Annotated in this window: 20 protein-coding genes and 2 tRNA genes; 7 read left to right on the top strand and 15 right to left on the bottom strand. The window is 67.0% G+C overall.

All coding sequences use genetic code 11. From position 1 onward, the window contains the following. Positions 1–152: 152 nt before the first annotated feature. Positions 153–356, top strand: a complete 204-nt coding sequence (locus ACTJJM_RS12290; RefSeq protein ID WP_005417823.1) for a hypothetical protein — start codon at positions 153–155, stop codon at positions 354–356. Positions 357–456: 100 nt separating this feature from the next. On the opposite strand, the gene dxs is transcribed toward ACTJJM_RS12290, so the two are convergent. The 7 genes from dxs to ACTJJM_RS12255 form a co-directional block, all read right to left on the bottom strand. After that, on the bottom strand, positions 457–2,364 hold the full coding sequence (dxs, locus tag ACTJJM_RS12285; RefSeq protein ID WP_010486509.1) for a 1-deoxy-D-xylulose-5-phosphate synthase: 1,908 nt from the start codon (positions 2,362–2,364) through the stop codon (positions 457–459). A 105-nt stretch (positions 2,365–2,469) separates the two neighbouring features. Next, the gene (locus ACTJJM_RS12280; RefSeq protein WP_019336875.1) at positions 2,470–3,135 is read right to left on the bottom strand and encodes an HNH endonuclease; all 666 of its coding nucleotides are present in this window, start codon (positions 3,133–3,135) and stop codon (positions 2,470–2,472) included. 330 nt (positions 3,136–3,465) lie between these two features. Next, positions 3,466–5,256, bottom strand: a complete 1,791-nt coding sequence (locus tag ACTJJM_RS12275; protein ID WP_440865649.1) for an acyl-CoA dehydrogenase C-terminal domain-containing protein — start codon at positions 5,254–5,256, stop codon at positions 3,466–3,468. Positions 5,257–5,321: 65 nt separating this feature from the next. Next, positions 5,322–5,798, bottom strand: coding sequence for an LEA type 2 family protein (locus ACTJJM_RS12270; RefSeq protein ID WP_010486516.1), 477 nt, complete (start codon positions 5,796–5,798; stop codon positions 5,322–5,324). A 162-nt stretch (positions 5,799–5,960) separates the two neighbouring features. Continuing rightward, the gene (locus ACTJJM_RS12265) at positions 5,961–6,512 is read right to left on the bottom strand and encodes a lipocalin family protein (RefSeq protein ID WP_440865647.1); all 552 of its coding nucleotides are present in this window, start codon (positions 6,510–6,512) and stop codon (positions 5,961–5,963) included. A 160-nt stretch (positions 6,513–6,672) separates the two neighbouring features. Continuing rightward, positions 6,673–6,748: transfer RNA gene (locus tag ACTJJM_RS12260), tRNA-Phe, on the bottom strand. Positions 6,749–6,835: 87 nt separating this feature from the next. Then, positions 6,836–7,084 carry a hypothetical protein gene (locus tag ACTJJM_RS12255; protein WP_440865645.1) on the bottom strand — a complete coding sequence of 83 codons (249 nt, stop codon included), beginning with the start codon at positions 7,082–7,084 and terminating at the stop codon, positions 6,836–6,838. Here ACTJJM_RS12255 and ACTJJM_RS12250 point away from each other — a divergent pair. Then, positions 7,083–8,108 carry an NADP-dependent oxidoreductase gene (locus ACTJJM_RS12250; RefSeq protein ID WP_043400849.1) on the top strand — a complete coding sequence of 342 codons (1,026 nt, stop codon included), beginning with the start codon at positions 7,083–7,085 and terminating at the stop codon, positions 8,106–8,108. The genes ACTJJM_RS12255 and ACTJJM_RS12250 overlap by 2 nt on opposite strands. Positions 8,109–8,181: 73 nt before the next feature. Here ACTJJM_RS12250 and ACTJJM_RS12245 read toward each other — a convergent pair whose 3' ends face one another. Further along, positions 8,182–9,024 carry a bifunctional transcriptional activator/DNA repair enzyme AdaA gene (locus tag ACTJJM_RS12245; RefSeq protein WP_134958398.1) on the bottom strand — a complete coding sequence of 281 codons (843 nt, stop codon included), beginning with the start codon at positions 9,022–9,024 and terminating at the stop codon, positions 8,182–8,184. A 132-nt stretch (positions 9,025–9,156) separates the two neighbouring features. Here ACTJJM_RS12245 and ACTJJM_RS12240 point away from each other — a divergent pair, with 132 nt between their 5' ends. Further along, entirely contained in the window at positions 9,157–9,918 is a 762-nt protein-coding gene (locus tag ACTJJM_RS12240; protein WP_043400854.1) for an SDR family oxidoreductase, read from the top strand. Between the two features lie 6 nt (positions 9,919–9,924). On the opposite strand, the gene ACTJJM_RS12235 is transcribed toward ACTJJM_RS12240, so the two are convergent. Continuing rightward, positions 9,925–10,410 (bottom strand): hypothetical protein, encoded by a 486-nt coding sequence (locus ACTJJM_RS12235; RefSeq protein ID WP_049455706.1) that lies wholly within the window; start codon positions 10,408–10,410, stop codon positions 9,925–9,927. A 160-nt stretch (positions 10,411–10,570) separates the two neighbouring features. On the opposite strand from ACTJJM_RS12235, the gene ACTJJM_RS12230 reads away from it, so the two are divergent. Then, positions 10,571–10,741 carry a hypothetical protein gene (locus ACTJJM_RS12230; RefSeq protein WP_171955226.1) on the top strand — a complete coding sequence of 57 codons (171 nt, stop codon included), beginning with the start codon at positions 10,571–10,573 and terminating at the stop codon, positions 10,739–10,741. A 63-nt stretch (positions 10,742–10,804) separates the two neighbouring features. Here the strand turns inward: ACTJJM_RS12230 and ACTJJM_RS12225 are convergent. The 4 genes from ACTJJM_RS12225 to ACTJJM_RS12210 form a co-directional block, all read right to left on the bottom strand. Beyond that, a tRNA-Ala gene (locus tag ACTJJM_RS12225) sits at positions 10,805–10,880 on the bottom strand. A 99-nt stretch (positions 10,881–10,979) separates the two neighbouring features. Continuing rightward, positions 10,980–11,906, bottom strand: a complete 927-nt coding sequence (locus ACTJJM_RS12220) for an alpha/beta hydrolase (protein ID WP_440865641.1) — start codon at positions 11,904–11,906, stop codon at positions 10,980–10,982. Continuing rightward, the gene (locus tag ACTJJM_RS12215; RefSeq protein ID WP_010486561.1) at positions 11,896–12,789 is read right to left on the bottom strand and encodes an alpha/beta fold hydrolase; all 894 of its coding nucleotides are present in this window, start codon (positions 12,787–12,789) and stop codon (positions 11,896–11,898) included. Before ACTJJM_RS12215 ends, ACTJJM_RS12220 begins: the two co-directional genes overlap by 11 nt. Positions 12,790–12,810: 21 nt before the next feature. Further along, on the bottom strand, positions 12,811–13,866 hold the full coding sequence (locus ACTJJM_RS12210) for a sugar phosphate isomerase/epimerase family protein (protein WP_049409138.1): 1,056 nt from the start codon (positions 13,864–13,866) through the stop codon (positions 12,811–12,813). A 101-nt stretch (positions 13,867–13,967) separates the two neighbouring features. On the opposite strand from ACTJJM_RS12210, the gene ACTJJM_RS12205 reads away from it, so the two are divergent. Then, positions 13,968–14,549: a TetR/AcrR family transcriptional regulator gene (locus tag ACTJJM_RS12205; protein WP_010486565.1), complete on the top strand. Its 582-nt coding sequence runs from the start codon at positions 13,968–13,970 to the stop codon at positions 14,547–14,549. Between the two features lie 180 nt (positions 14,550–14,729). Beyond that, complete coding sequence (locus ACTJJM_RS12200) at positions 14,730–17,060, top strand: TonB-dependent receptor (protein WP_440865638.1); 2,331 nt, start codon at positions 14,730–14,732, stop codon at positions 17,058–17,060. A gap of 75 nt (positions 17,061–17,135) precedes the next feature. Here the strand turns inward: ACTJJM_RS12200 and ACTJJM_RS12195 are convergent, their stop codons facing one another. After that, on the bottom strand, positions 17,136–18,209 hold the full coding sequence (locus ACTJJM_RS12195) for a hypothetical protein (RefSeq protein ID WP_053443323.1): 1,074 nt from the start codon (positions 18,207–18,209) through the stop codon (positions 17,136–17,138). Between the two features lie 90 nt (positions 18,210–18,299). Next, positions 18,300–19,379 carry a ribonuclease D gene (gene rnd, locus ACTJJM_RS12190; RefSeq protein WP_191863328.1) on the bottom strand — a complete coding sequence of 360 codons (1,080 nt, stop codon included), beginning with the start codon at positions 19,377–19,379 and terminating at the stop codon, positions 18,300–18,302. Positions 19,380–19,463: 84 nt separating this feature from the next. Between rnd and ACTJJM_RS12185 the strand changes: the two genes are divergently transcribed. Beyond that, positions 19,464–21,350 (top strand): formylglycine-generating enzyme family protein, encoded by a 1,887-nt coding sequence (locus tag ACTJJM_RS12185; protein WP_171955222.1) that lies wholly within the window; start codon positions 19,464–19,466, stop codon positions 21,348–21,350. Positions 21,351–21,372 lie beyond the last annotated feature (22 nt).

The raw sequence follows: 21,372 nt of genomic DNA, 5'->3' as shown, positions 1-21,372 counted from the left end.
ATCAGAATAATCTGATACAGCTCACATTTTGAACGTCGTATCTTCTGCGATCAGGGCACCTCTGCGTGCCCCTGATCCGCCGCGATGAAGTCTGCCGTAACCGGCACGCCCGTCCCGCCACCGTCGATACGCTGCCTCAAGGAGTGAGCTGCATGTTGATCCGCCTGCAATGCGAGCAACGCCAATGGCGCGTGCTGCACCCGGACCGGCCGGAACCGATCGAGTTCCGCGATGGTGCCCGGGCCTACGATTTCGCTGAAACCCTTGCACGCCTCCACTTCGTCGACACCGGGCAGCGCGCTGCGGTGCGGGTGGAGGCCAGCGGCGCGTTCGTGGAAGCGGTCAGCTACGGCTGAGAGCTGGGGCTCCCTGATCTGTCCCCACGCATGGCGTGGATCGACCCCTGTTCCGCAGTGGATCCACGCCATACGTGGATCCACTGGGTGGTGACCGGTCTCAGCCTGCCGCGCTGAGCGGCGGGGTCCCGGCAGCCAGCTGCGGCCAGCGCTTGAGTACCGCCGCGCGGATGCCTGCGGCGTCGATGCCGGCTTCGGCCAGCAGGTCCTCGCGGCTGGCGTGGTGCTGGTAGCTGTCGGGCAGGCCCAGGTGCAGGATCGGGCGCAGCACGCCTTCGGCATTGAGCAGCTCACCGACGCCGGAGCCGGCGCCACCGGCCACCACGTTGTCTTCGATCGTCACCAGCCCCTCGTGCTGGGCGGCGACAGCCAGCACCAGCTCGCGGTCCAGCGGCTTGATGAAGCGCATGTTGACCACGCTCAGGCCCAGTTCGCGGCCAACCTGTTCGGCGGCGGCCACGGTGCTGCCGAAGGCGAGCAGGGCGATACGACTGCCCTGCAGGCGCAACTCGCCCTTGCCGATCGGCAGGGTGGACAGGTCGGTGCCGGCAGCCACGCCGGTGCCGGTGCCGCGCGGATAGCGCACGGCGGCTGGGCCCGGGTGCTGCAGGCCGGTGCTGAGCATCTGCCGGCACTCGGCCTCATTGGATGGCGCCATCACCACCATGTTCGGAACGCAGCGCAGGAAGCTCAGGTCGAGGTTGCCGGCATGGGTCGCACCGTCCGGGCCGACCACACCGGCGCGGTCAATGGCGAACAGAACATCCAGGTCCTGGATGGCCACGTCATGTACCAGCTGGTCGTACGCGCGCTGCAGGAAGGTCGAATAGATCGCCACCACCGGCTTGCCCCCCTGGGTCGCCATGCCGGCGGCCAGCGTGACCGCGTGCTGTTCGGCAATCGCCACGTCGAAGTAGCGCTGCGGGTATTCCTTGCTGAAACGCACCAGGCCGGAGCCTTCGCGCATCGCCGGGGTGATGCCGTACAGGCGCGGCTCGGCGGCGGCGGCATCGCACAGCCAGTCGCTGAACACGTCGGTATAGGTGGGCTTCTTGGCGCCAGCCTTGGCCACCAGGCCCTTGTCCGGATCGAACGGACCCACCGCGTGGTAGCCGATCTGATCGCCTTCGGCCGGCTCGTAGCCCTTGCCCTTTGTCGTCATCACGTGCAGCAGCTTCGGGCCCTTGGAGGCGCGCAGCGTCTTCAGGGTGGACAACAGGGCCGGCATGTCGTGGCCGTCGATCGGGCCGGTGTAGTGGAAACCCATTTCCTCGAACATCGTGGACGGCACGAACATGCCCTTCCAGTGTTCTTCCCAGCGCTTCACGAAGCGCGCAGGGTTGTTCTTCTTGTCGCCGAGGATCTTCTTGCCGCCTTCGCGCAGTGCATTGAGCGTGCGGCTACCGGTAGCACGGCCGAGCATCTTGGTCAGGCCGCCGACCGCCTCGGAGATCGACATGTTGTTGTCGTTGAGGATCACCAGCAGATTCGGTTCCGGCTCCATGCCGCCGGCGTGCATCAGCGCTTCGAAGGCCATGCCGGCGGTCATCGCACCGTCACCGATCACCGCAACGACCTGGCGGTTGTCGCCTTCGGACTGGCGAGCGATGGCCATGCCGAGCGCGGCCGAGATCGAGGTCGACGAATGGCCGACGCCGAAGGTGTCGTACTCGCTCTCTTCACGCTTCGGGAACGGTGCCACGCCGTCCTTCTGCTTGACGGTGTGGATCTCGTCGCGGCGACCGGTCAGGATCTTGTGTGGGTAGGTCTGGTGACCGACGTCCCAGACCAGCTGGTCCTGCGGGGTCTGGTACAGGTAGTGCAGGGCCACGGTGAGTTCGATCACGCCCAGACCGGCGGCGAAGTGGCCGCCGCTCTTGCCCACCGACTCGATGAGGTAGGCACGCAGTTCGTCGGCGACCGCCCTCAATTCGGATTCGTCGAACGTGCGCAGGTCATCCGGTGTCTGGATGCGCGCGAGGCGGGGATAGCGGGCAGAGTCGATCATCATGTTCGCACTTGTTCTGAACGCCCATTTTCGCCCTCAAACGGGGGTGGGGCAAGCAAACGCCGCCGCCCGTGACAGGACGGTGAGGGTTGCATTTTCGGCGATTCAGGTGCTCAGTTTTGAGCGCTTCGGCAATTGCGCCTTCAGGAAGGCCATCTGGTCGGCCAGGATGTTGCGGTTGGACAGGATCAGATGCTCGATCCAGCTGGGCCGGTAGGGCACCGCCAGCAACGGCATTCCGGCCTGCTGCGGGGTGCGGTCGCTCTTGCGCGAGTTGCAGTGGAAGCAGGCGGTGACCACGTTTTCCCAGCAGTCCAGGCCGCCCTTGGACAGTGGCATGACGTGGTCGCGGGTGAGCGTGGGGCGGTTGAACTGCTGGCCGCAGTACATGCACAGGTGGGCGTCGCGGGCGAACAGGGCCGGGTTGGTCAGGTTCGGCGTCGGGTCGATCGCGCGGGAGCGGGCGTGGCCGCGGGCGGCGATGATCGGGTGCAGGTCCATGCCGCTCTGCAGGCCGCTGAAGCGATTGGTGCCGCCGTGGATGTGCAGGCAGGGATCGCCGAGTGTCCAGGCGACGGCTTCGCGGGCGTAGAGGCACGCCGCATCCTGCCAGGTGATCCAGTCCAGTACGCGTCCGTGGGCATCAAGCGAGAGCAGCCGGACGGAACCGGGTCGATGCAGCGTCGTGGCGTTGGGCGATGCTTCGGCGCCCGGAGCAGAAAACGGAGCTCCGGCTTCGATCAGACCCAAGCGTGTAGTGTCTGTCTCCATCGGGAGAACAGCTTATACCTGAATCATTGCGATTTGGGTATCGCCCTGTGGGCGAAACCCAAATCGCAAGATTCAGGTCCGCGCATTCCTCCTATCCCCCGCACCTGTCGGTGCGCCCCCCTTAACAAAGGGGGGCTCTTCTCCAGAGGGATTTCGGTGGTTTTCATCCACGCGTGGCGTGGATCTACGCAGATCGCGGGGAACTGTCAGAGGCGGGGCGGCGTGTCCTGCCAGCCCACACCGCCCCGCCATCCACCGGGATGCAGCTGTTGCTTTTGCGGTTGCCGGCCAGCGGCCGGCGCAACCGCGGGTGCCGGGCGGCAGCCCGGCTCAGGCGCCGAAGCGCTCGTCGTCCATCGCCATCAGCGGGGCGGCGCCGGCCTGGATGGCGGCGGCATGGCTGAGCGTGCGCGGCAGCACGCGGGCGAAGTAGAACCGCGCGGTCTCGCGCTTGCCCTGGGCGAAGGCGGCGCCGTGCGCGCTGGCATCGGCGGCGGCCACGCTGCGGGCCCACCAGTAGGCCAGAACCACGTACCCCGAATAGAACAGGTAGTCGTAGCTGGCCGCACCCAGTTCGTCCGGGTTGGCGGCCGCGCGCTGCAGCACGTCCAGGGTCAGCTTGCCCCATTCGGTGGCCTTTGCGCGCAGCGGGCCGATGAACTCGGCCAGCGCTTCGTTGCCCTCGTGTTCCTTGGCGAAGGCTTCGATCTCGGCCAGCATCAGCTTCAGGCCGGCGCCCTGGCTGGACGCGGTCTTGCGGCCGATCAGGTCCAGTGCCTGGATGCCGGTGGTGCCTTCATAGAGCGTGGTGATGCGGGCGTCGCGCGCAAGCTGCTCCATGCCGTGCTCGCGGATGTAGCCGTGGCCACCGAAGCACTGCAGGGCGTTGTAGGTGTTCTCGATACCCCACTCGGTCTGGCAGGCCTTGGAGATCGGGGTGAGGAAGCTCACCAGGGTGTCGGCGCGCTCGCGCTCGGCGGCGTCCTCGGCATGGTGGGCGACATCGATCAGGGTGGCAGCGTGCAGGGCCAGCAGGCGGCTGCCCTCGACCAGCGACTTCACCGTCATCAGCATGCGACGCACATCCGGGTGGACCAGGATCGGGTCGGCCGGCTTGTCGGGGAACTTGGCGCCGCTGAGGGCGCGCGACTGCAGGCGCTCACGGCTGTACTTCAGCGCGTTCTGGTAGGCGCGCTCGGACAGGCCAATGCCCTGCAGGCCCACACCCAGACGCGCGGTGTTCATCATGGTGAACATCGCCTGCAGGCCCTTGTGCGGCTGGCCGACCAGGTAACCCTGCGCACCATCGAAGTTCATCACGCAGGTGACCGAACCCTTGATGCCCATCTTGTGCTCGATCGAGCCGCAGCGCAGTGCATTGCGCTCGCCGACGTTGCCATCGCGGTCAACCTTGAACTTGGGGGTGACGAACAGCGAGATGCCCTTGGCGCCCGGAGGGGCGTCAGGCAGCTTGGCCAGCACCAGGTGCACGATGTTGCCGGTCAGGTCGTGCTCGCCGGCGGTGATGAAGATCTTGGTGCCGGTGATCGCGTAGCTGCCATCGGCATTCGGCTCGGCCTTGGTCTTGAGCAGGCCCAGGTCGGTGCCGCAGTGCGGTTCGGTCAGGCACATGGTGCCGGTCCAGCGGCCTTCGATCAGCGGCTTGAGGAAGGCCTCGTGCTGCCAGGCTTCGCCGTGCTGCTTCAGCGCTTCGATGGCGCCGTGCGAGAGCAGCGGGAAGTTGCCCCACGCCAGGTTGGCGGCGTTGATCATTTCGTTGAGCGGCACGCCCAGGGTGTGCGGCAGGCCCTGGCCGCCCAGTTCCGGCGAGGCGGTCAGGCCGGTCCAGCCGCCATCGACGAACTGGTCGTAGGCCTGCTTGAAGCCGGGCGGGGTGGTCACTTCACCGGTGGCCTGGTCGAGCACGCAGCCGATCTCGTCGCCGACGCTGTTGAGCGGGGCCAGCACGGTGGCGCTGAAGCGGCCGGCTTCTTCCAGCACGGCATCGACCACGTCGGCGGTGGCGTCGGTGAAGCCCAGGCGGGCGAACAGGGGTTCGACCTTGAGCACGTCGTGCAGGGCGAAACGGAGGTCGGAAAGCGGGGCGGTGTAGCTGCTCATCGGTACGTCTCGATTTGATCAGGGACAGGGGGAGCGGCGCCGGGCGCCGCGGCGGAAAGCGGGAGTCAGCGCAGCACGCCCGGCAGGCCCGGGGCCTGGTTGAGGGTGCTGCGGCTGCTGATGTCGAAGCTGCGCTGCTTCTTTTCCTGCGGCGTGGCCGCCACCGTTCCCTTCAGGCCGTAAGCCAGGGTGCGGTTGCTGGCCAATGCGTCGGCCACCACCAGGCGTGCGGCCGAGCTGGGCACCAGGTCGACATTGATGACATCGGCCGAGGTGCCGCCGATGGAGATGCCCGGCTTGGCCTGCAGGGTGCCGGCGTCGCTGTCGCCCACGGTCAGCGCCAGCGCGACGTCATCGAAGGTCATGGGCATGGAGCTGTAGTTCTGCAGGCGCAGGGCCACGGTCCAGTTGCCGTCGGCGCGCACGGTCAGCTGCTGCAGGCTGGCCGCCGGTTCCGAAACACGCTTGACGATGCCGTTGTTGCAGGCAACAAGGGCGAGGGTGCACAGGACGATCAAGGCGATACGGAAGCGGTGGAGCATGGGCGCAGGTCCTCTGGAGGGGTGCGTTGGATAAGCATACTACGGCGTATGGTCGTTTGGATCGCCTGTGGCGACCCGTCGCAGAGGGTAGCGCGTGAAGATGGCGGCCGGGCGTGCGCAGCGCCGGATGGCGCACGCGTGGTGCGCTGGATGCCGGGCGGTTCAGTCGGCGGGCGTATCGCGAATCGGGGCCATCAGGCGCAGTGGGCCGAGGTCGTAGCCCATGGCTTCGGCTTTTTCTTTCAGCTGTTCGAACCGGGCGCGATCCATTTCCGGCAGGCGCGAGAGAATCCACAGGTACTTGCGGTCCGGTTCACCGACCAACGCCCACTGATAGTCCGGATCCAGTGCCAGGACCCAGTAGTCGGCCCAGACCAGCGGCACCCAGCTCAGCCAGTCCGGCACGAAGCGCACCTGCAGCTGGCCGGGATGGCCGGCAACCGGGCGTGCTACGCCTTCAGCAATCACACGTTCTCCGTCGCCGTTGCGGCAGGCGTTGGTGACACTGATGCGGCCATCGCGGCGCAGCCCGTAGTTGGCGGTGATCTCGCCGACGCACTGCTTCTGGAACGACACCGGAAGATGCGCGATCTCGTGCCACTGGCCGGCATGGCGATCGATGTCCAGCATGTCGACCGCGCGCACCGGCTCGGCGGCGATCACCGGCAGGGCGGCCAGCAGCAGGCAGGCGAGCAGGGCGGGGCGCAGATGCATCGACAGGCTCCAGGCAGGAGTCTGGAGCGTAGGTGCCGCGGCGCGCGGCGGTGTAAATGTTTCGTCAACCGGACGGCGGTGGGCTGGCATGTATCGAGGCCAGGGGGGAATCGCAGATCGCAGACAAAAAAAGACCTGCATTTCTGCAGGTCTCTGAAGATGGTGGCCGAAGACGGAATCGAACCGCCGACACGGGGATTTTCAATCCCCTGCTCTACCAACTGAGCTACTCGGCCACATGTTTCGTTGCAGCGAGGTCGCTGCCAAGGACGCATATATTACGGAGGTCGGCTGCCTTCGGCAAGCGTTTTGCCAAGATTTCTTCACATTGCCGTCTGCGCGCTCGCAAGTGCTTGATCCTCCTTCGTGGGGCGGGGCGTGGTCAGTCGATCATCGTCTGCGGTGGAAATCAGCAGATCGCCGCGATCATCAAAGCTGCAAGGGCAAGGGCTGCGCCGGACCCGCGCCGCGCCGGTCCATGGAACGCTGTTTTCGTGGCCGCCATCGGGGATGGCTGCGGCGTAGTGTCGGCACTCCTTTCCTGATGCTGGCAACAGCAGAGACCTGGCCATGTCCGATTCCTCGACCACCTCCCGCATCGTGCTTGCGTCGCGTCCGCAGGGGGCGCCAAGTGCAGCCAATTTCCGCCTGGAACAAGTTGCGTTGCCGTCATTGGCCGCTGGCGAGGTGCTGCTGCGCAACCGCTACCTGTCGCTGGACCCGTACATGCGGGGACGCATGGACGAGGGCCCGTCGTACGCCGCGCCGGTGGCGGTGGGCGCGGTGATGGAAGGGCAGACCGTGGCCGAGGTGTTGCAGTCGAACGCCGAGGGCGTAGCCACAGGTGAGCTGGTGCTGGCACCGGGTGGCTGGCAGACCCACGCGGTGCTGCCGGCCAAGGCACTGGGGCGCCGGCTGGATCCGGCCGGGCTGCCGCTGAGTACGGCGCTGGGGGTATATGGCATGCCCGGCTTCACCGCCTATTCCAGCCTGCATGAAATCGCCCGTTTGAAGGCGGGCGAGACGTTGGTGGTGGCTGCCGCGACCGGGCCGGTGGGTGCGACCGTGGCGCAGCTGGCCAAGCTGCAGGGCGCGCGCGTGGTCGCCATCGCCGGTGGCGAAGCCAAGCGCGCTTACCTGCAGACGTTGGGGGTGGACGTGGCGCTGGATCATCGCGCCGCTGATTTCGCCGCGCAGCTGCGCGCAGCGGTTCCTGCGGGTATCGACGTGTATTTCGAGAACGTGGGCGGGCACGTGCTGGATGCAGTGCTGCCGCTGCTCAACGACTTCGCCCGCGTTCCGGTGTGCGGCACCATCGCCACCTACAACGAGCGCGGCGTCGAGCAGCCCGGTCCGGACCGGTTGCCCGCACTGTTCAGCCAGATTCTGCGCCAGCGCCTGACCGTGCGCGGTTTCATCGTGCACGACTTCAACCACCTGTGGCCGGACTTCGAACGCGAGATGCCGCAGTGGCTGCGCGATGGCCGCATCCAGTACCGCGAGGATGTGGTGGAAGGGCTGGAGAATGCGCCGGAGGCGTTCTTCGGGCTGCTGAAGGGGCACAACTTCGGCAAGCTGGTGGTGAAGCTGGATTGAGGGCTTGGCGGTGTGCCGACCAAGGTCGGCACCTACCGGAAGCTGGGCGTGCCGACCAAGGTCGGCACCCACGTCAGACAGTCGAGGCCTTTTCCCGGCGCAGCAGTTCGCGCTTGCGCGCTACACCCCACGCATAGCCGGACAGGTCCCCATCGCGACGTACGACGCGGTGGCAGGGAACTGCCACCGCCAGCGGGTTGCTTGCGCATGCACGTGCTACGGCACGGCTCGAGCGGGGCGCGCCGATACGTGCGGCGACATCCGCATACGACGCGGTCTGCCCGCGCGGAATCTGCTGCAGCGCCTGCCATACCCGTTGCTGGAACGCGGTGCCGCGGATGTCCAGCGGCAGCGTGGCGCCCCGCGTGGGATCCTCGACCAGGCCCACCACCTGTGCCACCAGTTGTTCATAGCCCTGGTCGGCGCCGACCAGTTCGGCCTGGCGGAAGCGTTGCTGCAATGATTGCAGCAGCGTCTCCGGATCGTCGCCGAGCAGGATCGCGACCACGCCGGTGGCACTGCTGGCCACCAGCACGCTGCCCAGTGAACTTTCGGCAAGCGCGAAGTGGATGACTTCGCCACGCCCCCCTGCGCGCCATTGCTTGGGAGTCATGCCCAGCAACTTCGGTGCGTTCTCGTAGAAGCGTCCGCTGGAGCCGAAGCCGGCATCGTGGAAAGCGTCGGTGATGCGTTCCTGTTGTTCCAGCCCGGTGCGCAGGCGGTCGGCGCGCAGCGCGGCAGCGTACTGCTTCGGGGTCAACCCGGTTGCTTCCTTGAAAAGGCGATGCAGGCGGGTTGGGCTGCAACCCGCGATCCCGGCCAGTTCCTGCAGCGAGGGTTCGTCGTGGCTGGCTTGAAGGTGGCGGCAGACCCGTTCGACGCGGGCATCGAGGGCGGTGGTGGCGGTACTGTCCATGGCCGGATTCTGGCACGCGCCGGTGCTGCGGAAACTCCGTTTCCTGCACCGATGGGCCAGGCCCGGAAACGGAGTGTTGGCAGGGGAGAGGCGCGGCATCGTGGCGGCCACTTCACAACCGGTACCACGACCATGCGCCTGAACAACAAGATCGCTCTCATCACCGGTGCCAGCGCCGGCATCGGCCGCGCCAGCGCCCTGCGCTTCGCTGCCGAAGGGGCAAAGCTGGTGCTCAACGCACGGCGGCCGGAGCCGCTGCAGGCGCTGGCCGAGCAGATTCGCGCCGCCGGTGGCGAAGCCGTGGTACATGCCGCCGACGTGGCCGACCCGGGTACGGCGCAGGCGCTGGTCGATCTGGCCCAGCAGTCATTCGGCGGCCTGGATATCGCCCTCAACAATGCCGGCATGCTTGGCCCGGGCGTGCCGGCGGCGGAGTTCCCGGTGGACGCCTGGCGCGAAGTGATGGCGACCAATCTGGATGCCGCCTTCCATGCGGCACGCGCGCAGTTGCCGGCACTGCTGGCGCGCGGCGGCGGCTCGCTGGTGTTCGTCGGTACCTTCGTCGGCCACACCGTGGGATTCCCGGGCATGGCGGCCTATGCGTCGAGCAAGGCCGGGTTGATCGGCCTGAGCCAAGTGATCGCTGCCGAATACGGCGCGCGCGGCGTGCGCAGCAACGTGCTGCTGCCCGGTGGCACCGATACCGAGATGGGGCGGCAGGCCGCACCCACCGGCGATGCCCGCGACTTCGTGCGCTCGCTGCACGCACTGAAGCGCATGGCCGAGCCGGAGGAGATCGCCAACGCGGCGCTGTTCCTGGCTAGCGATGAAAGCAGTTTCGTTACCGGAACCGCGATGCGTGTGGAGGGTGGGGTGTCGATCACACGTACCTGAGCGGGGTCAGGAGCGTGGCGCGTAGCGGATACCGCTGCTGGCCATGAAGCCTTTCGGATCGAAACGGGCCCAGGCTTCGCCCCAGCCGAACCGGGCGTGGCCGCCGGCCAGCTTGCGACCCAACGCCGCACCCAGGGTGCGGCGCATGAAGGCGACTTCGGCATCGATCGCGGCCTGGGTCGGCCAGCCGTCTTCCAACGTTGCACCGGGTAGATCGACGCCCATTGTCACCATGTCGAGCTGTTGCCCGTGGAAGCACAGGCTGATGCCAGCGGGCGCACCGCCCAGGCTGAGCTGGTGCAGGCTGAGCCAGTGATAGCCGGTGCCGACATCGCGCTCTCCTCGCATCAGCGTGGCAAAGTCGATGCGCGCCTCCTCCAGTGACAGGGTGGGGCAGATCAACGTCGGCAGGTTGCCGAGCTGGATGCTGCCCTTGGTTGCATCGAGGAGCATCGGCAACGCGTGGGCTGCGTGCTGGGCAGAAGAGGGCATGGCATACCGGTGGGCGTGGTGCCCCGGATTCTGGCTGCGCGGGGCCGTGGCGGCAAGCCAGTGCCTGCACATGACGTTGGCGCAGGACTGACCTGCAGCTTACCCGGCAACCTCTAGCGTGGTGGGCAACGTGGGCCCGCCGCCGGCGTGGGAGATTTCAATGAACGAGCGAGGCAAGGATCAGGACCCGAAGCAGGGCATCCAGGAAAGCCGCCAGGACAGGAAGCAGGACGATGTGGCCAAGCAGCGGCCGGGGCAGCGCGATCAACAGGTGCGCGATAGGCACTCGCGCAGTCCACGTCGCAAGGATGGCGGTGAGGAGCCGGCCTGAGCCCCGGGTGCTGAAAAGAAAAAACCCGCAGATCGCGGAGATCTACGGGTTCTTTCCGAATAGTGGTGGAGCCAAGGAGGATCGAACTCCTGACCTCGTCATTGCGAACGACGCGCTCTCCCAGCTGAGCTATGGCCCCACGGCAGGCTTTCAGTGTAGCGCCGCCCGGCGGGCTTGCCAAGCGCCGGGCCGGACCGGAACAGCGGCAGCCGTGCAGCCACCACCGTCTCACACTGATTCAGGCCAGGGCCTGGCGTAGCAGGGCGCCCGCGCGCTGTACCGCCACGCCGGTAGAAACAGCCACCCCCTGCAGGTGGATGCAGGCATGGATCATCCCGGGCAGTTGCTCCAGCGTGCAGGCGATACCCTCGGCCTGCAGGCGATGCGCGTACTGCTCGGCTTCGTCGCGCAGCGGGTCGTGCTCGCAGCTGAGTACGGAGGCTGGCGCCAGCCCCTGCAGGTCTGTTGCCTGCACGGGCGAGGCCAGTGACGGCGGCTGATCCAGATTACCCAGATAGGCCTGCCAGCAGCGCTGCATCAGTTCGGCGCTGAGGTAGTAGCCCGTGGCGTAGTCGCGGTAGGAATCGCTGCCCATGCCGGCATCCAGCGCCGGGTACAGCAGCAACTGGTGGCACGGTTGCGGCAGGCCGAGATCGCGCAGCAGCAGGCAGCAGGCGGCGGCCAGATTGCCACCGGCGCTGTCGCCGCCGATCGCCAATCGCTGCGGGTCCAGCCCGAGGCGCTCGGCGTTGTCCTGCAGCCACGACCAGGCATCGGCAACGTCGTGCAGCGGCACCGGGAACGGGTGTTCCGGCGCCAACCGGTAGCCCACGGCCACAATCACGCAGCCACTGGCATTGGCCAGCGCACGGCAGGGACCGTCATAGACCGCCAACGAGCACTGGAACCAGCCGCCGCCGTGGGCGAACAGCAGGGCCGGCGCTGGTCCGTCGGGCAAACCTTCCGGTGTGTAGAGGCGGACGTCCAGCGCCTGCCCGTCGCGTGCGATCACCGTGTGTTCGATCACATGCGCAACCGGCTGCGGCGCACCCTGCAACTGTGGCAGCGCGCTCTCGCTGATCGCCCGCAGTTCGCGCAGCTCCTCCGGCAGCGGATGCGCCGCGACGGCGTCGACAAACTGCTGCAGCGCCGGTTCAAGCTGCATGGCGCACCTCCTGCAGGAACGGCAGCAGCTGCGCCAGGAACGCCTGCGGCGCTTCTTCCATGATGAAGTGGCCGCAGCCCGGCACGATGCTGCCGCGCACGTTGTCGGCGTGCGGTTGCAGGGTCAGCATCGGCGCATCGGCGGTGGCGTGCTCGGCGCCGATGGCCAGCACCGGCATCGCCAGCCGGCGCTGTGCACGTTCCTTGTTCTGGCGGATGGTTTCCGGGATCGCGCGGTACCAGGCGAAGCCGGCCCGCAGTGCGCCGGGGCGGCTGTAGGCGGCGATGTAGGTGTCGGCAGCCACCGCGTCACGGCGGTACGACCAGCGGTCGAACATGAACTCCAGGTAGGCGCGTTCGCGGCCACTGATCAGTGCTTCGGGCAGGTCCGCGACCTGGTTGAACATGAAGTGCCAGAGGAAGATGTTGTCGGCCGGGGCAGCGAAGATGCCCGGTTCCGGCGCCAGGCCGGGAATCACCGCTTCGGTAACCGCCAGCTGGCGCACCGCCTGCGGCTGGTCGCTGGCCAGTGCATAGGCAATCCACATGCCGATGTCATGTCCGACTACCTGGTAGCGCTCGTGGCCCAGCGCCTGCATGGTCTGGTGCAGGACGGCGGCGGCACTGCCGGTGTCGTAGCCGTGGCTGGGGCGATCGGATTCGCCGATGCCCGGCGGATCGACCGCGATGGCTTCGAAGCCGGCTTCGGCCAGGGCGTGCAGCACATGGCGCCAGGCGTACCAGGTCTGCGGCCAGCCGGGAATCAGCAATACGGGTTCACCGTGACCCGCGGACACGCAATGCACGCGCTGGCCGTCGATGCGCAGGTAATGGTGGCGCAGGGGAGCGTCGCCGGCAGCGCCAGCGGAAAGAGAAGTGGTCATGAGGGAGTGCTCCGTTGGGGCTCAGGCGATGCCGAGCATCTGCTGCATCTGCGCGGTGCTGATCGGTGCACCGGCGAAGTCGTCGAAGATCTTGTCGGTGACCGGAATGATGTGGTCGTGGATGAATGCAGCGCCTTCGCGCGCGCCGGCTTCCTGGTCCTTCAGGCAGCACTCCCATTCCAGCGTCGCCCAGCCCTGGTAGTCGTACTGGGCCAGCTTGGAGAAGATCGACTTGAAGTCGACCTGGCCGTCGCCCAGCGAGCGGAAGCGGCCGGCGCGCTCGGTCCAGTCGGCGTAGCCGCCATAGATGCCCTGGCGGCCGCTGGGGCGGAACTCCGCATCCTTGACGTGGAACATGCGGATCAGCGGGTGGTAGATGTCGAGGTACTGCAGGTAGTCGAGCTGCTGCAGCACGAAGTGGCTGGGATCAAACAGGATGCGGCAGCGCTCGTGCTGGCCGACGCGCTCGAAGAAGCGCTCGAAGCTGGTGCCGTCGTGCAGGTCTTCGCTGGGATGGATCTCGTAGCAGAGGTTGATGCCATTGTCCTCGCAGCTGTCGAGAATCGGCCGCCAGCGGCGGGCCAGTTCATCGAAGGCGGCATCGATCAGGCCAGGCGGGCGCTGCGGGAACGGGAACAGGTAGGGCCAGGCGAACGAGCCGGAGAAGGTGCCCATGTCCTGCAACCCAAGACGGCGCGAGGCGCGAGCGGCCAGGTGCAGCTGCTGCTGTGCCCATTCCGTGCGGGCCTGCGGATTGCCGCGCAGTGCTTCCGGCGCGAAGCCATCGCAGAGTTCATCGTAGGCCGGATGCACGGCCACCAGCTGGCCGAGGATGTGGGTGGTCAGCTCACTGACCTGCAGGCCGTGCTCGGCCAGGGTGCCACGGATGTCGTCGCAGTAGTCCTGGCTGTCGGCGGCGGTGGCCAGGTCGAACAGGCGTGCATCCCACGCGGGAATCTGCAGCGCCTTGAAACCGTGGCCGGCGGCCCACGCGGCAATGCTGGCAAGTGAGTTGAACGGGGCCTGGTCGCCGGCGAACTGCGCCAGGTGCAGGCTGGGGCCCTTGAGGGTCTGCATGTGTCGCTCCAATTATTTGTCGGTCGACAAAGAATAGACGCGACTCTCGCGATGGTCAACACCCGCGTTACACTGCGCGCCTCACTGGAGCAGGCAGGCAGATGGCAGGGCGACCGCGCGAATTCGACAGGGACCAGGCGTTGCGCAAGGCGATGCTGCTGTTCTGGCAGCACGGCTATGAAGGCACGTCGATGTCGGCACTGGTCGAAGCACTGGGCATTGCCTCTGCACGCATCTACGCCGCGTTCGGCAGCAAGGAGCAGTTGTTCCGCGAAGCCGTGGCGCTGTACGAAGAAGGCGAGGGCGGTTTCGCGCCGCGCGCGCTGGAGCAGGCAACATTGCGTGAGGCGATCGGTTCGATGCTGCGCGAGGCGGTGATGACCTACACCCGTCGCGGGCGCCCGCATGGTTGCCTGGTGGTGTCCTCGGCCAGCAGCGTGTCGCCCGATGGCGAAGGCGTGCGGGACTGGCTGGCCAGTCATCGTCGCCAGCGCACGGCGGCGATCATCGCGCGGCTGCAGCAGGCGCAGGCCGAGGGGGAGCTGGCCGACGACGCGGCGGTGCAGGCGCTGGGCGACCACTTCGCCACGGTGCTGCATGGCATCTCGGTGCAGGCGCGTGACGGCATCAGCCGCGAGCGCCTGCTGGCGATGGTCGATGTCGCGTTGACCCCGCTGCCCTGAGTCAAGCCTTCAGGGCGTGCGGAATGCCCTGTAACTGTGCCGAAAGCGCTTGTTTCGCCGGGTTTGGGTGCTGCGCAACGAAATCGTAACAATTTGGGGGATAATGGCCGCTTGCGCAGTTTTCCTCCTTTTTGCCGCCCGGCCCGCGCAGGCCGCTCGGACGCCTCCTCAGAGCATTGCATGCCCTCCCATACCGATTCCCGCCGCCTGTCGGGTCTGTCGTCTTCCCTTGTTTCCTTCCGCCGCCACCCGCTGGCACTGGCCTGTGCCGGTCTGGCCCTGGTCGGCAGCTTCGGCGCCGCCGCGCAGGACAGCGCGCCGACCCCGACCGGCCTGGACACGATCACCGTGACCGCCGAACACCGTGAGCAGAACCTGCAGGAAGTGCCGGTTTCGGTCGGCGTGGTGCAGGGCGAGCGCATGCGCGACTTCACCGCTGGCGGCGACGACACCCTGCTGGCGCTGTCCGGCCGCGTGCCGAGCCTGTATGCGGAAACCACCACCGGCCGTATCTTCCCGCGCTTCTACATCCGCGGCCTGGGCAACATCGACTTCTACCTGGGTGCCTCGCAGCCGGTCTCGATCATCCAGGACGACGTGGTGCTGGAACACGTGGTGCTGAAGTCCAACCCGGTCTTTGACGTGGACCAGGTGGAAGTGCTGCGCGGCCCGCAGGGCTCGCTGTTCGGCCGCAACACCACCGCCGGCATCGTCAAGTTCGACACCCTGAAGCCGACCCAGGACTATACCGGCCGCGTCAGCGCCAGCTACGCCACCTACAACAGCGTGTCGATCGACGGCGGCTTCGGCGGCCCGATCAACGACATCGCCTCGTTCCGCGTGTCGGCCCTGTACCAGCACCGCGACGACTACGTCGACAACACCTACAGGGGCCCGAGCGCCGACGGCACGGTCAGCCCGAAGAAGAACGCCATGGGCGGCTTCGATGACCGCAACGTGCGCGCGCAGCTGCTGCTGACCCCGAGCGACCAGTTCTCGATCCTGGCCTCGGCCCATGCTCGTGATTACGAAGGTACCTCGACCCTCTTCCTGCGCGGTGCGCTGACCAAGGGCTCGAACAAGACCGACGTGCCGCGCGACAAGGTTGCCTACGATGAAGCCGACAACAATCCGCAGGCCTACAAGACCTACGGCGGCTCGGTGAAGGCACGTTACGACTTCGGCGCGATCGACTTCACCTCGATCACCGCCTACGAAACCACCTCCGGCTACAGCCGTGGCGACACCGACGGCGGCGCTGCGGTGAACTTCCCGGTGAACGGCGTGCCGAACGGCTACGGCCAGTCGATGGGCCGCATCCGCGACCTGGACCAGTGGACCCAGGAATTCCGCCTGGCCAGCCATGACGACAGCGCGCTGCAGTGGCAGGCCGGTGCGTTCTACTTCAACGGCAGCGACACCACCGACTTCTACCAGCGCGCCTGGTTCCTGCAGGGCGCGGCACGCAACCCGAACAACTGGGTGCGCCTGCGCAACAAGAACACCTCGTGGGCCGGTTTCGGCCAGCTGAGCTACGCCTTCACCGACAAGTTCACCGTCACCGCCGGCCTGCGCCAGACCAGGGACGAGAAGCACACCCGCCTGCTGAAGACCGCCGACACCGCTGCCGGCGTGGTCACCTACAAGGGCCGCACCGACGTCAAGATGTCCGACACCACCCCGAGCTGGGATCTGAGCGCGATGTATCAGATCACGCCGGACGTGAGCGTCTACGCCAAGATCGCGCGTGGCTTCCGTGGCCCGACCATCCAGGGTCGTTCGGCAGTGTTCAATGCCGACTTCACTACCGCCGATTCCGAGACCATCCTGTCCTGGGAAGCGGGCGTGAAGAGCAGCCTGTGGGACAACCGCCTGCGCCTGAACGCCACCGCGTTCACCTACACCGTCAATGACATCCAGCTCAACGGCAACGATTCGGACGGCAACGGCGTGCTGTTCAACGCCGACAAGGCCAAGGCCTACGGTTTCGAAGCGGACATGGAGCTGCGCCCGATCCCGAACCTGACCCTGAGCGCCGGCCTGAGCCTGCTGCACAGCGAGATCAAGGACAAGCGCGTCTACGCGCAGGTCTGCGGCCTCAATGGCCAGGTGGTCTGCACCGTCGGCGACCCAACCATCAAGGTCGGTGCCAACACCTTCGCGCAGATCGACGGCAACCCGCTGCCGAACGCGCCGAAGTACAACGTGAACCTGGCCGCCCGCTACGACTTCCCGGTCAGCGACGCCGGCACCATGTTCGTCTCCACCGACTGGAACAAGCAGGGTTACACCAGCTTCGTGCTGTACGACAGCAAGGAGTTCAACTCCAAGGGTGACTTCGAAGGTGGCCTGAAGATCGGCTACTCGGGCAACTACGGTGCCTACGAAGTTGCGCTGTTCGCGCGCAACATCACCAACGAGAAGAACCTCAAGGGTGTGATCGAGAACTACATGGCGGCGGTCTACAACGAACCGCGTACCGTGGGTGTCTCGCTGAATATGAACTGGTAAGCCTTACCCCGTCGTGTACCGGAAACGGCGCTCATCGAGCGCCGTTTTTCGTTGCTGGCCAGGCATCATCCGTGCTCAAGGCGTGGCGCTGACGCCCTTGCCCAGCGCTGCATCGGACGGCGCACTGGGGCCCAGCACCTGCAGCTGCATCGCCTCCATCCGCTCCAGTACCTTGCGCTGCTTGCCGTTGAGGCCGCGCGAGGTGATTGCGATGTGCTTGCGTGCAGCGTCCAGCGGCGCGGGTTGGTAGTGCACCGTGAAGCGGCGCAGGGCGCATCCCGTCAGCTTGTCGACCGGTGCGCAGTCGTTGGCGTTGAAATCGATATCGCCGTCGGCGGCAACAATGAAGGGGCTGAGCAGGATCTGCCCTTCGCGGGCAGTGAAGGCCAGTGGCGCGTGGGCCTTGGCGATGACCGCCTGGATGCGTACGGCAGGGATGTCTTCAGGGACGATCCTGTCATCCCAGTAGCCTTCGGTCGGGCGCGAGGTTTCGTAGTTCTGGGTGCCCCATGCCACGCAGTTGCCGGAGGCCACATGCACCGAGATGCAGACCTGCTGGGAGTGCTGATCGGTCAGGACGCCGGGTGGTACCCAGACCTTCTTCCAGGAATAGAAACGGTAATCGACGTCGGCCAGGCGGGTGGCGCCGATGTCCTTCGATACTTCGTCCGTGGTCCCCAGCGGCTTCAGCTTGGCCACGCGGGTGTTCAGGCGGTAGTTCTCCGCACCGTTCAGCAGATAGGTGCCCGGCGGAATCAGATGCACCTCGAACACGTCCATCAACACCGTCCGCTGCGGGCCGGTTTCCAGTTCGTTGGTGTTGAACAGCTGCACATAGCCCTGGGAGGGAATATCCTTGTGCTGGAAGGACACCCGCGTCGAGAACCCGGGTAGGTCGGTCGAGCGGTTGCCCAGATGAAAGCCGGGGACCGGAGAGCCGACACCTGGCCCGCCGTTGTGCACGACATACGGGGCCGGCACCAGCACGGCAACCAGACCGTCGCGGGTGGCACCGTCAATGATGTCCACCAGCTTGGCTGTGTTCTCCTTTTCCTGTGCATAGGAAAGCGGTGCGGCCTGCCCAGAGCATGCCAGGCCCAACGTGGTTAGCAGCAGTGCGCAGGCGGTCGCGATCTTGAGGGTCTGCATCGACGTCTCCTTGTCAGTACCGCCAAACCCTAGCACGGCCCCTGCAGGCTTGAGGTGCACGGCGCCGGCGTGGTCCGGCGCCTTGTGCCATCAACGTGCGGGCAGCAGCGCCTGCAGCCGCGACTCCAGTTCCTGCTGGCGCCAGCCGGCCAGTGCGGCTGGCCATTGGCGGCGTTCCAGATAGCTTTCCAGATGCTTGCGCGATGCCAGCACGCCATCCGGCAGGCCCAGCTCGCGGCTGCGTTCAGTCACCGCGTCCTGCAGCTTCTTCACTACCTGCTTGTTGCTGTCGTTGGCGGGCAGTGCCAGCGGTGCCTCGGCCTCATCGGCCAGCGGCGTGGACAGTGCCTGCCAGACCGCGCCTGCAAGCTTGCGCGGCGCCTTCGGGAACTGCTCGAACAGCCTGCCCAGTGCAGTCTCGTCGGCCGGTGGCGTGCGCGCCAGGGTGGCGGCCAGTTCGTTGTCCAGGATCCAGCTTCGCGGGCGGTCGCTGCTGCGTGCCTGCACATCACGCCAGCGCAGCAGGCGCAGCAGGCGGTGCTGTGCGGCCGCGTCGAGGAACTGCGCCGAGCGCATCGCCAGATGCGGCCAGCGGTCCTCGTCGTTGGCGACGCTGGCCAGCAGACGCTCGCCATCGTCGTGCAGCCACTGCTGGCGGCCAAGCGCCTGCAGCTTGGCATCAATGGCGTCATGCAGCGCGAACAGGTGCTCGACATCGTCGGCGGCGTACTGCAGCTGCGACTCCGAAAGCGGGCGGCGCATCCAGTCCGAACGGGTTTCGCCCTTGGCCAGGGCGACGCCGGTGATTTCCGCCACCAGCTTCTGGTAGCCCATGCCGCCGCCGATGCCGGCCAGCGCGGCACCGATCTGGGTGTCGAACAGTGGTCGCGGCAGCACGCCGCACGCCCACTTGAAGGCGACCAGGTCTTCGCTGGCGCTGTGCATCACCTTGGTGATGGATTCATCGGCCAGCCACGGTGCCAGCGCCTCGGTCATGCCGGGAATCAGCGGGTCGATCAGCAGAATGTCCTGCCCGACCGCCATCTGCACCAGGGCCAGCTGCGGCCAGAAGGTGCGTTCACGGATGAATTCGGTGTCCAGGCCGATGCGGGTCGGGCGCTGCTGGAAGTACGCATCCAGCTCGGCGGGGGTGGTGATCCAGGTTGCCACGGTTCAGGGCCTACTACTCGGGTTTGCTCAGGCAGGGGAGAATAGCCTAACGTCGGTGCGCGTCCGTGCCGAAGGAGGCTCCGCTTGCGTTTTCCGTTGTCGTCCGCGCTGTGCACCGCCCTGGCCATGGCCTTGGCAGGCTGCACGCCGTCGCCCCCCACGGCAGCGGACCGGAGTGCCGGGGAGGAGGCGCGCCCGTCCGCGAACGCAGACAGCGACGAGCGCCCGCAGGCCGGGCAGGGCAGCGTGACCATCGCCGGTGAGGATGCCGCCGAGGACGTACAGCAGTGGACGCCGCCGCGGGTGGACCGCCAGGGCCGCAGCCTGGCCCAGTTGCGCCGCGCGGCCGGGCAGGCCTTCACTGAGGGCCGGCTGTATGAGGATGCCGATGCCGCCATTCCGCTGTGGCTGGCAGTACAGGAAGAGGACCCGGATGACCGCCAGGCCCGCCAGGGCCTGCAGCGTGCCCGCCAGCGCCTGCAGCAGCAGGCGGATGCGTTGCTGGTGCGGCCGCTGAAGCAGCGCGAGGCGCTGGCCGAGGCCAGCCGCCAGGCGCTGGTGCTGCTGACCCTGGCGCCCAAGGACGAGAAGGTACGCGCACTGCAGGGTCGGGTGGAGCTTGCCCAGCGGGTGGTCGCTTACAACCGCGCCGGTGAAGAGGACCTGCGCGCGGACCGGATCGGCGAGGACGGGGATGGCGCCATCGGCAACTTCCGCGAGGCGCTGGCACTGGACGAGAACAACAGCCGTGCACGGCAGGGACTGGCCGCGGCCGAAAGCGGGTTGATCCGTCGTGCCGAGGACGCTGCTCGCACGCGCGATTTCGCCAGCGCGGGCACCTGGCTGGCCGAAGCCAGCAAGGTGCGCGACTCGTCGCCGACCATTGCCGACGCGTTCGAGCGCATCGAGCAGATCCGTGCGGCGGCATTGCTGCAGTTGCGCGATGACGGCCTGCGCGACCTGTCCACGCCGCAGGGCCTGAAGCCGGCACGCGAGAAACTGGCCGAGGCCCTGCGCATCGCCCTGCCGGGAGACGCGGTGGTGGCCCAGCTGCGTGAGCGCATCGACCTGGCCACCCACTACGGCAGCTTCCGCCCGGGACAGGTGTTCAGCGACGCCATGCGTGATGGCGGACGCGGTCCGCAGATGGTGGTGGTGCCGCATGGCGGTTTCCAGATGGGCGCCGGTGATGCCGAACCGGGTTCGAGCGATGCTGAGCGACCATCGCACTATGTGCGCTTTGATCGAGGCTTCGCGATGGCGATCACCGAGGTCACGGTCAGCGATTTCCAGCGCTACGTGAAGGCCACCAACGCGCGCCCCCGGGCGACGCGGCGTGGCCATTCGGTGGTCTATGACGAACGCAGCGGCAATTTCATCCGCCGCAGCGGCGTGGACTGGCGCTCGGATTACGACGGTGGCCGCGCGATGGCCAATTCGCCGGTGATGCACGTCAGCATCCGCGATGCCGAAAATTATGCGGCGTGGTTGTCCGAGCAGACCGGGCGCAGCTACCGGTTGCCCAGTGAAGCAGAGTTCGAGTACGCGCTGCGCGGCGGCAACAGTGGTCGCTACCCCTGGGGCGATGCGGGCACGCCGCCGCCGGGCAGCGGCAATTTCACCGGCAGCAAGGATGTGTCGCCGTCCGGGCGGCATTGGCACAACGCCTTCATCGGCTATGGCGATGGCTGGTGGGGGCCGGCACCGGTAGGGAGTTTCCAGGCCAATGCCTTCGGCCTGCACGATATGGGCGGCAATCTCAGCGAATGGGTGGCCGATTGCTGGCATGCCAGCTACCGGCGCGCGCCCGCCGATGGCGCCGCCTGGTTCAACCCGGGCTGTCGCGCACGGGTGATCCGGGGGGGCAACTGGGCCAATGCGCCGGAGCAGACCCGCGCCGCCTGGCGGCAATCCCAGGACTCGGATACCACCAACGCGCGCATCGGCTTCCGCCTGGTACGCGGTATCTGATCGGCAGCCGGCTTCACCCGTT

The organism is Stenotrophomonas sp. 22692, from assembly GCF_052045015.1.
GTDB classification, from domain to species: Bacteria; Pseudomonadota; Gammaproteobacteria; order Xanthomonadales; family Xanthomonadaceae; genus Stenotrophomonas; species Stenotrophomonas geniculata.
This window is presented reverse-complemented; position numbering and strand designations above follow the sequence as displayed.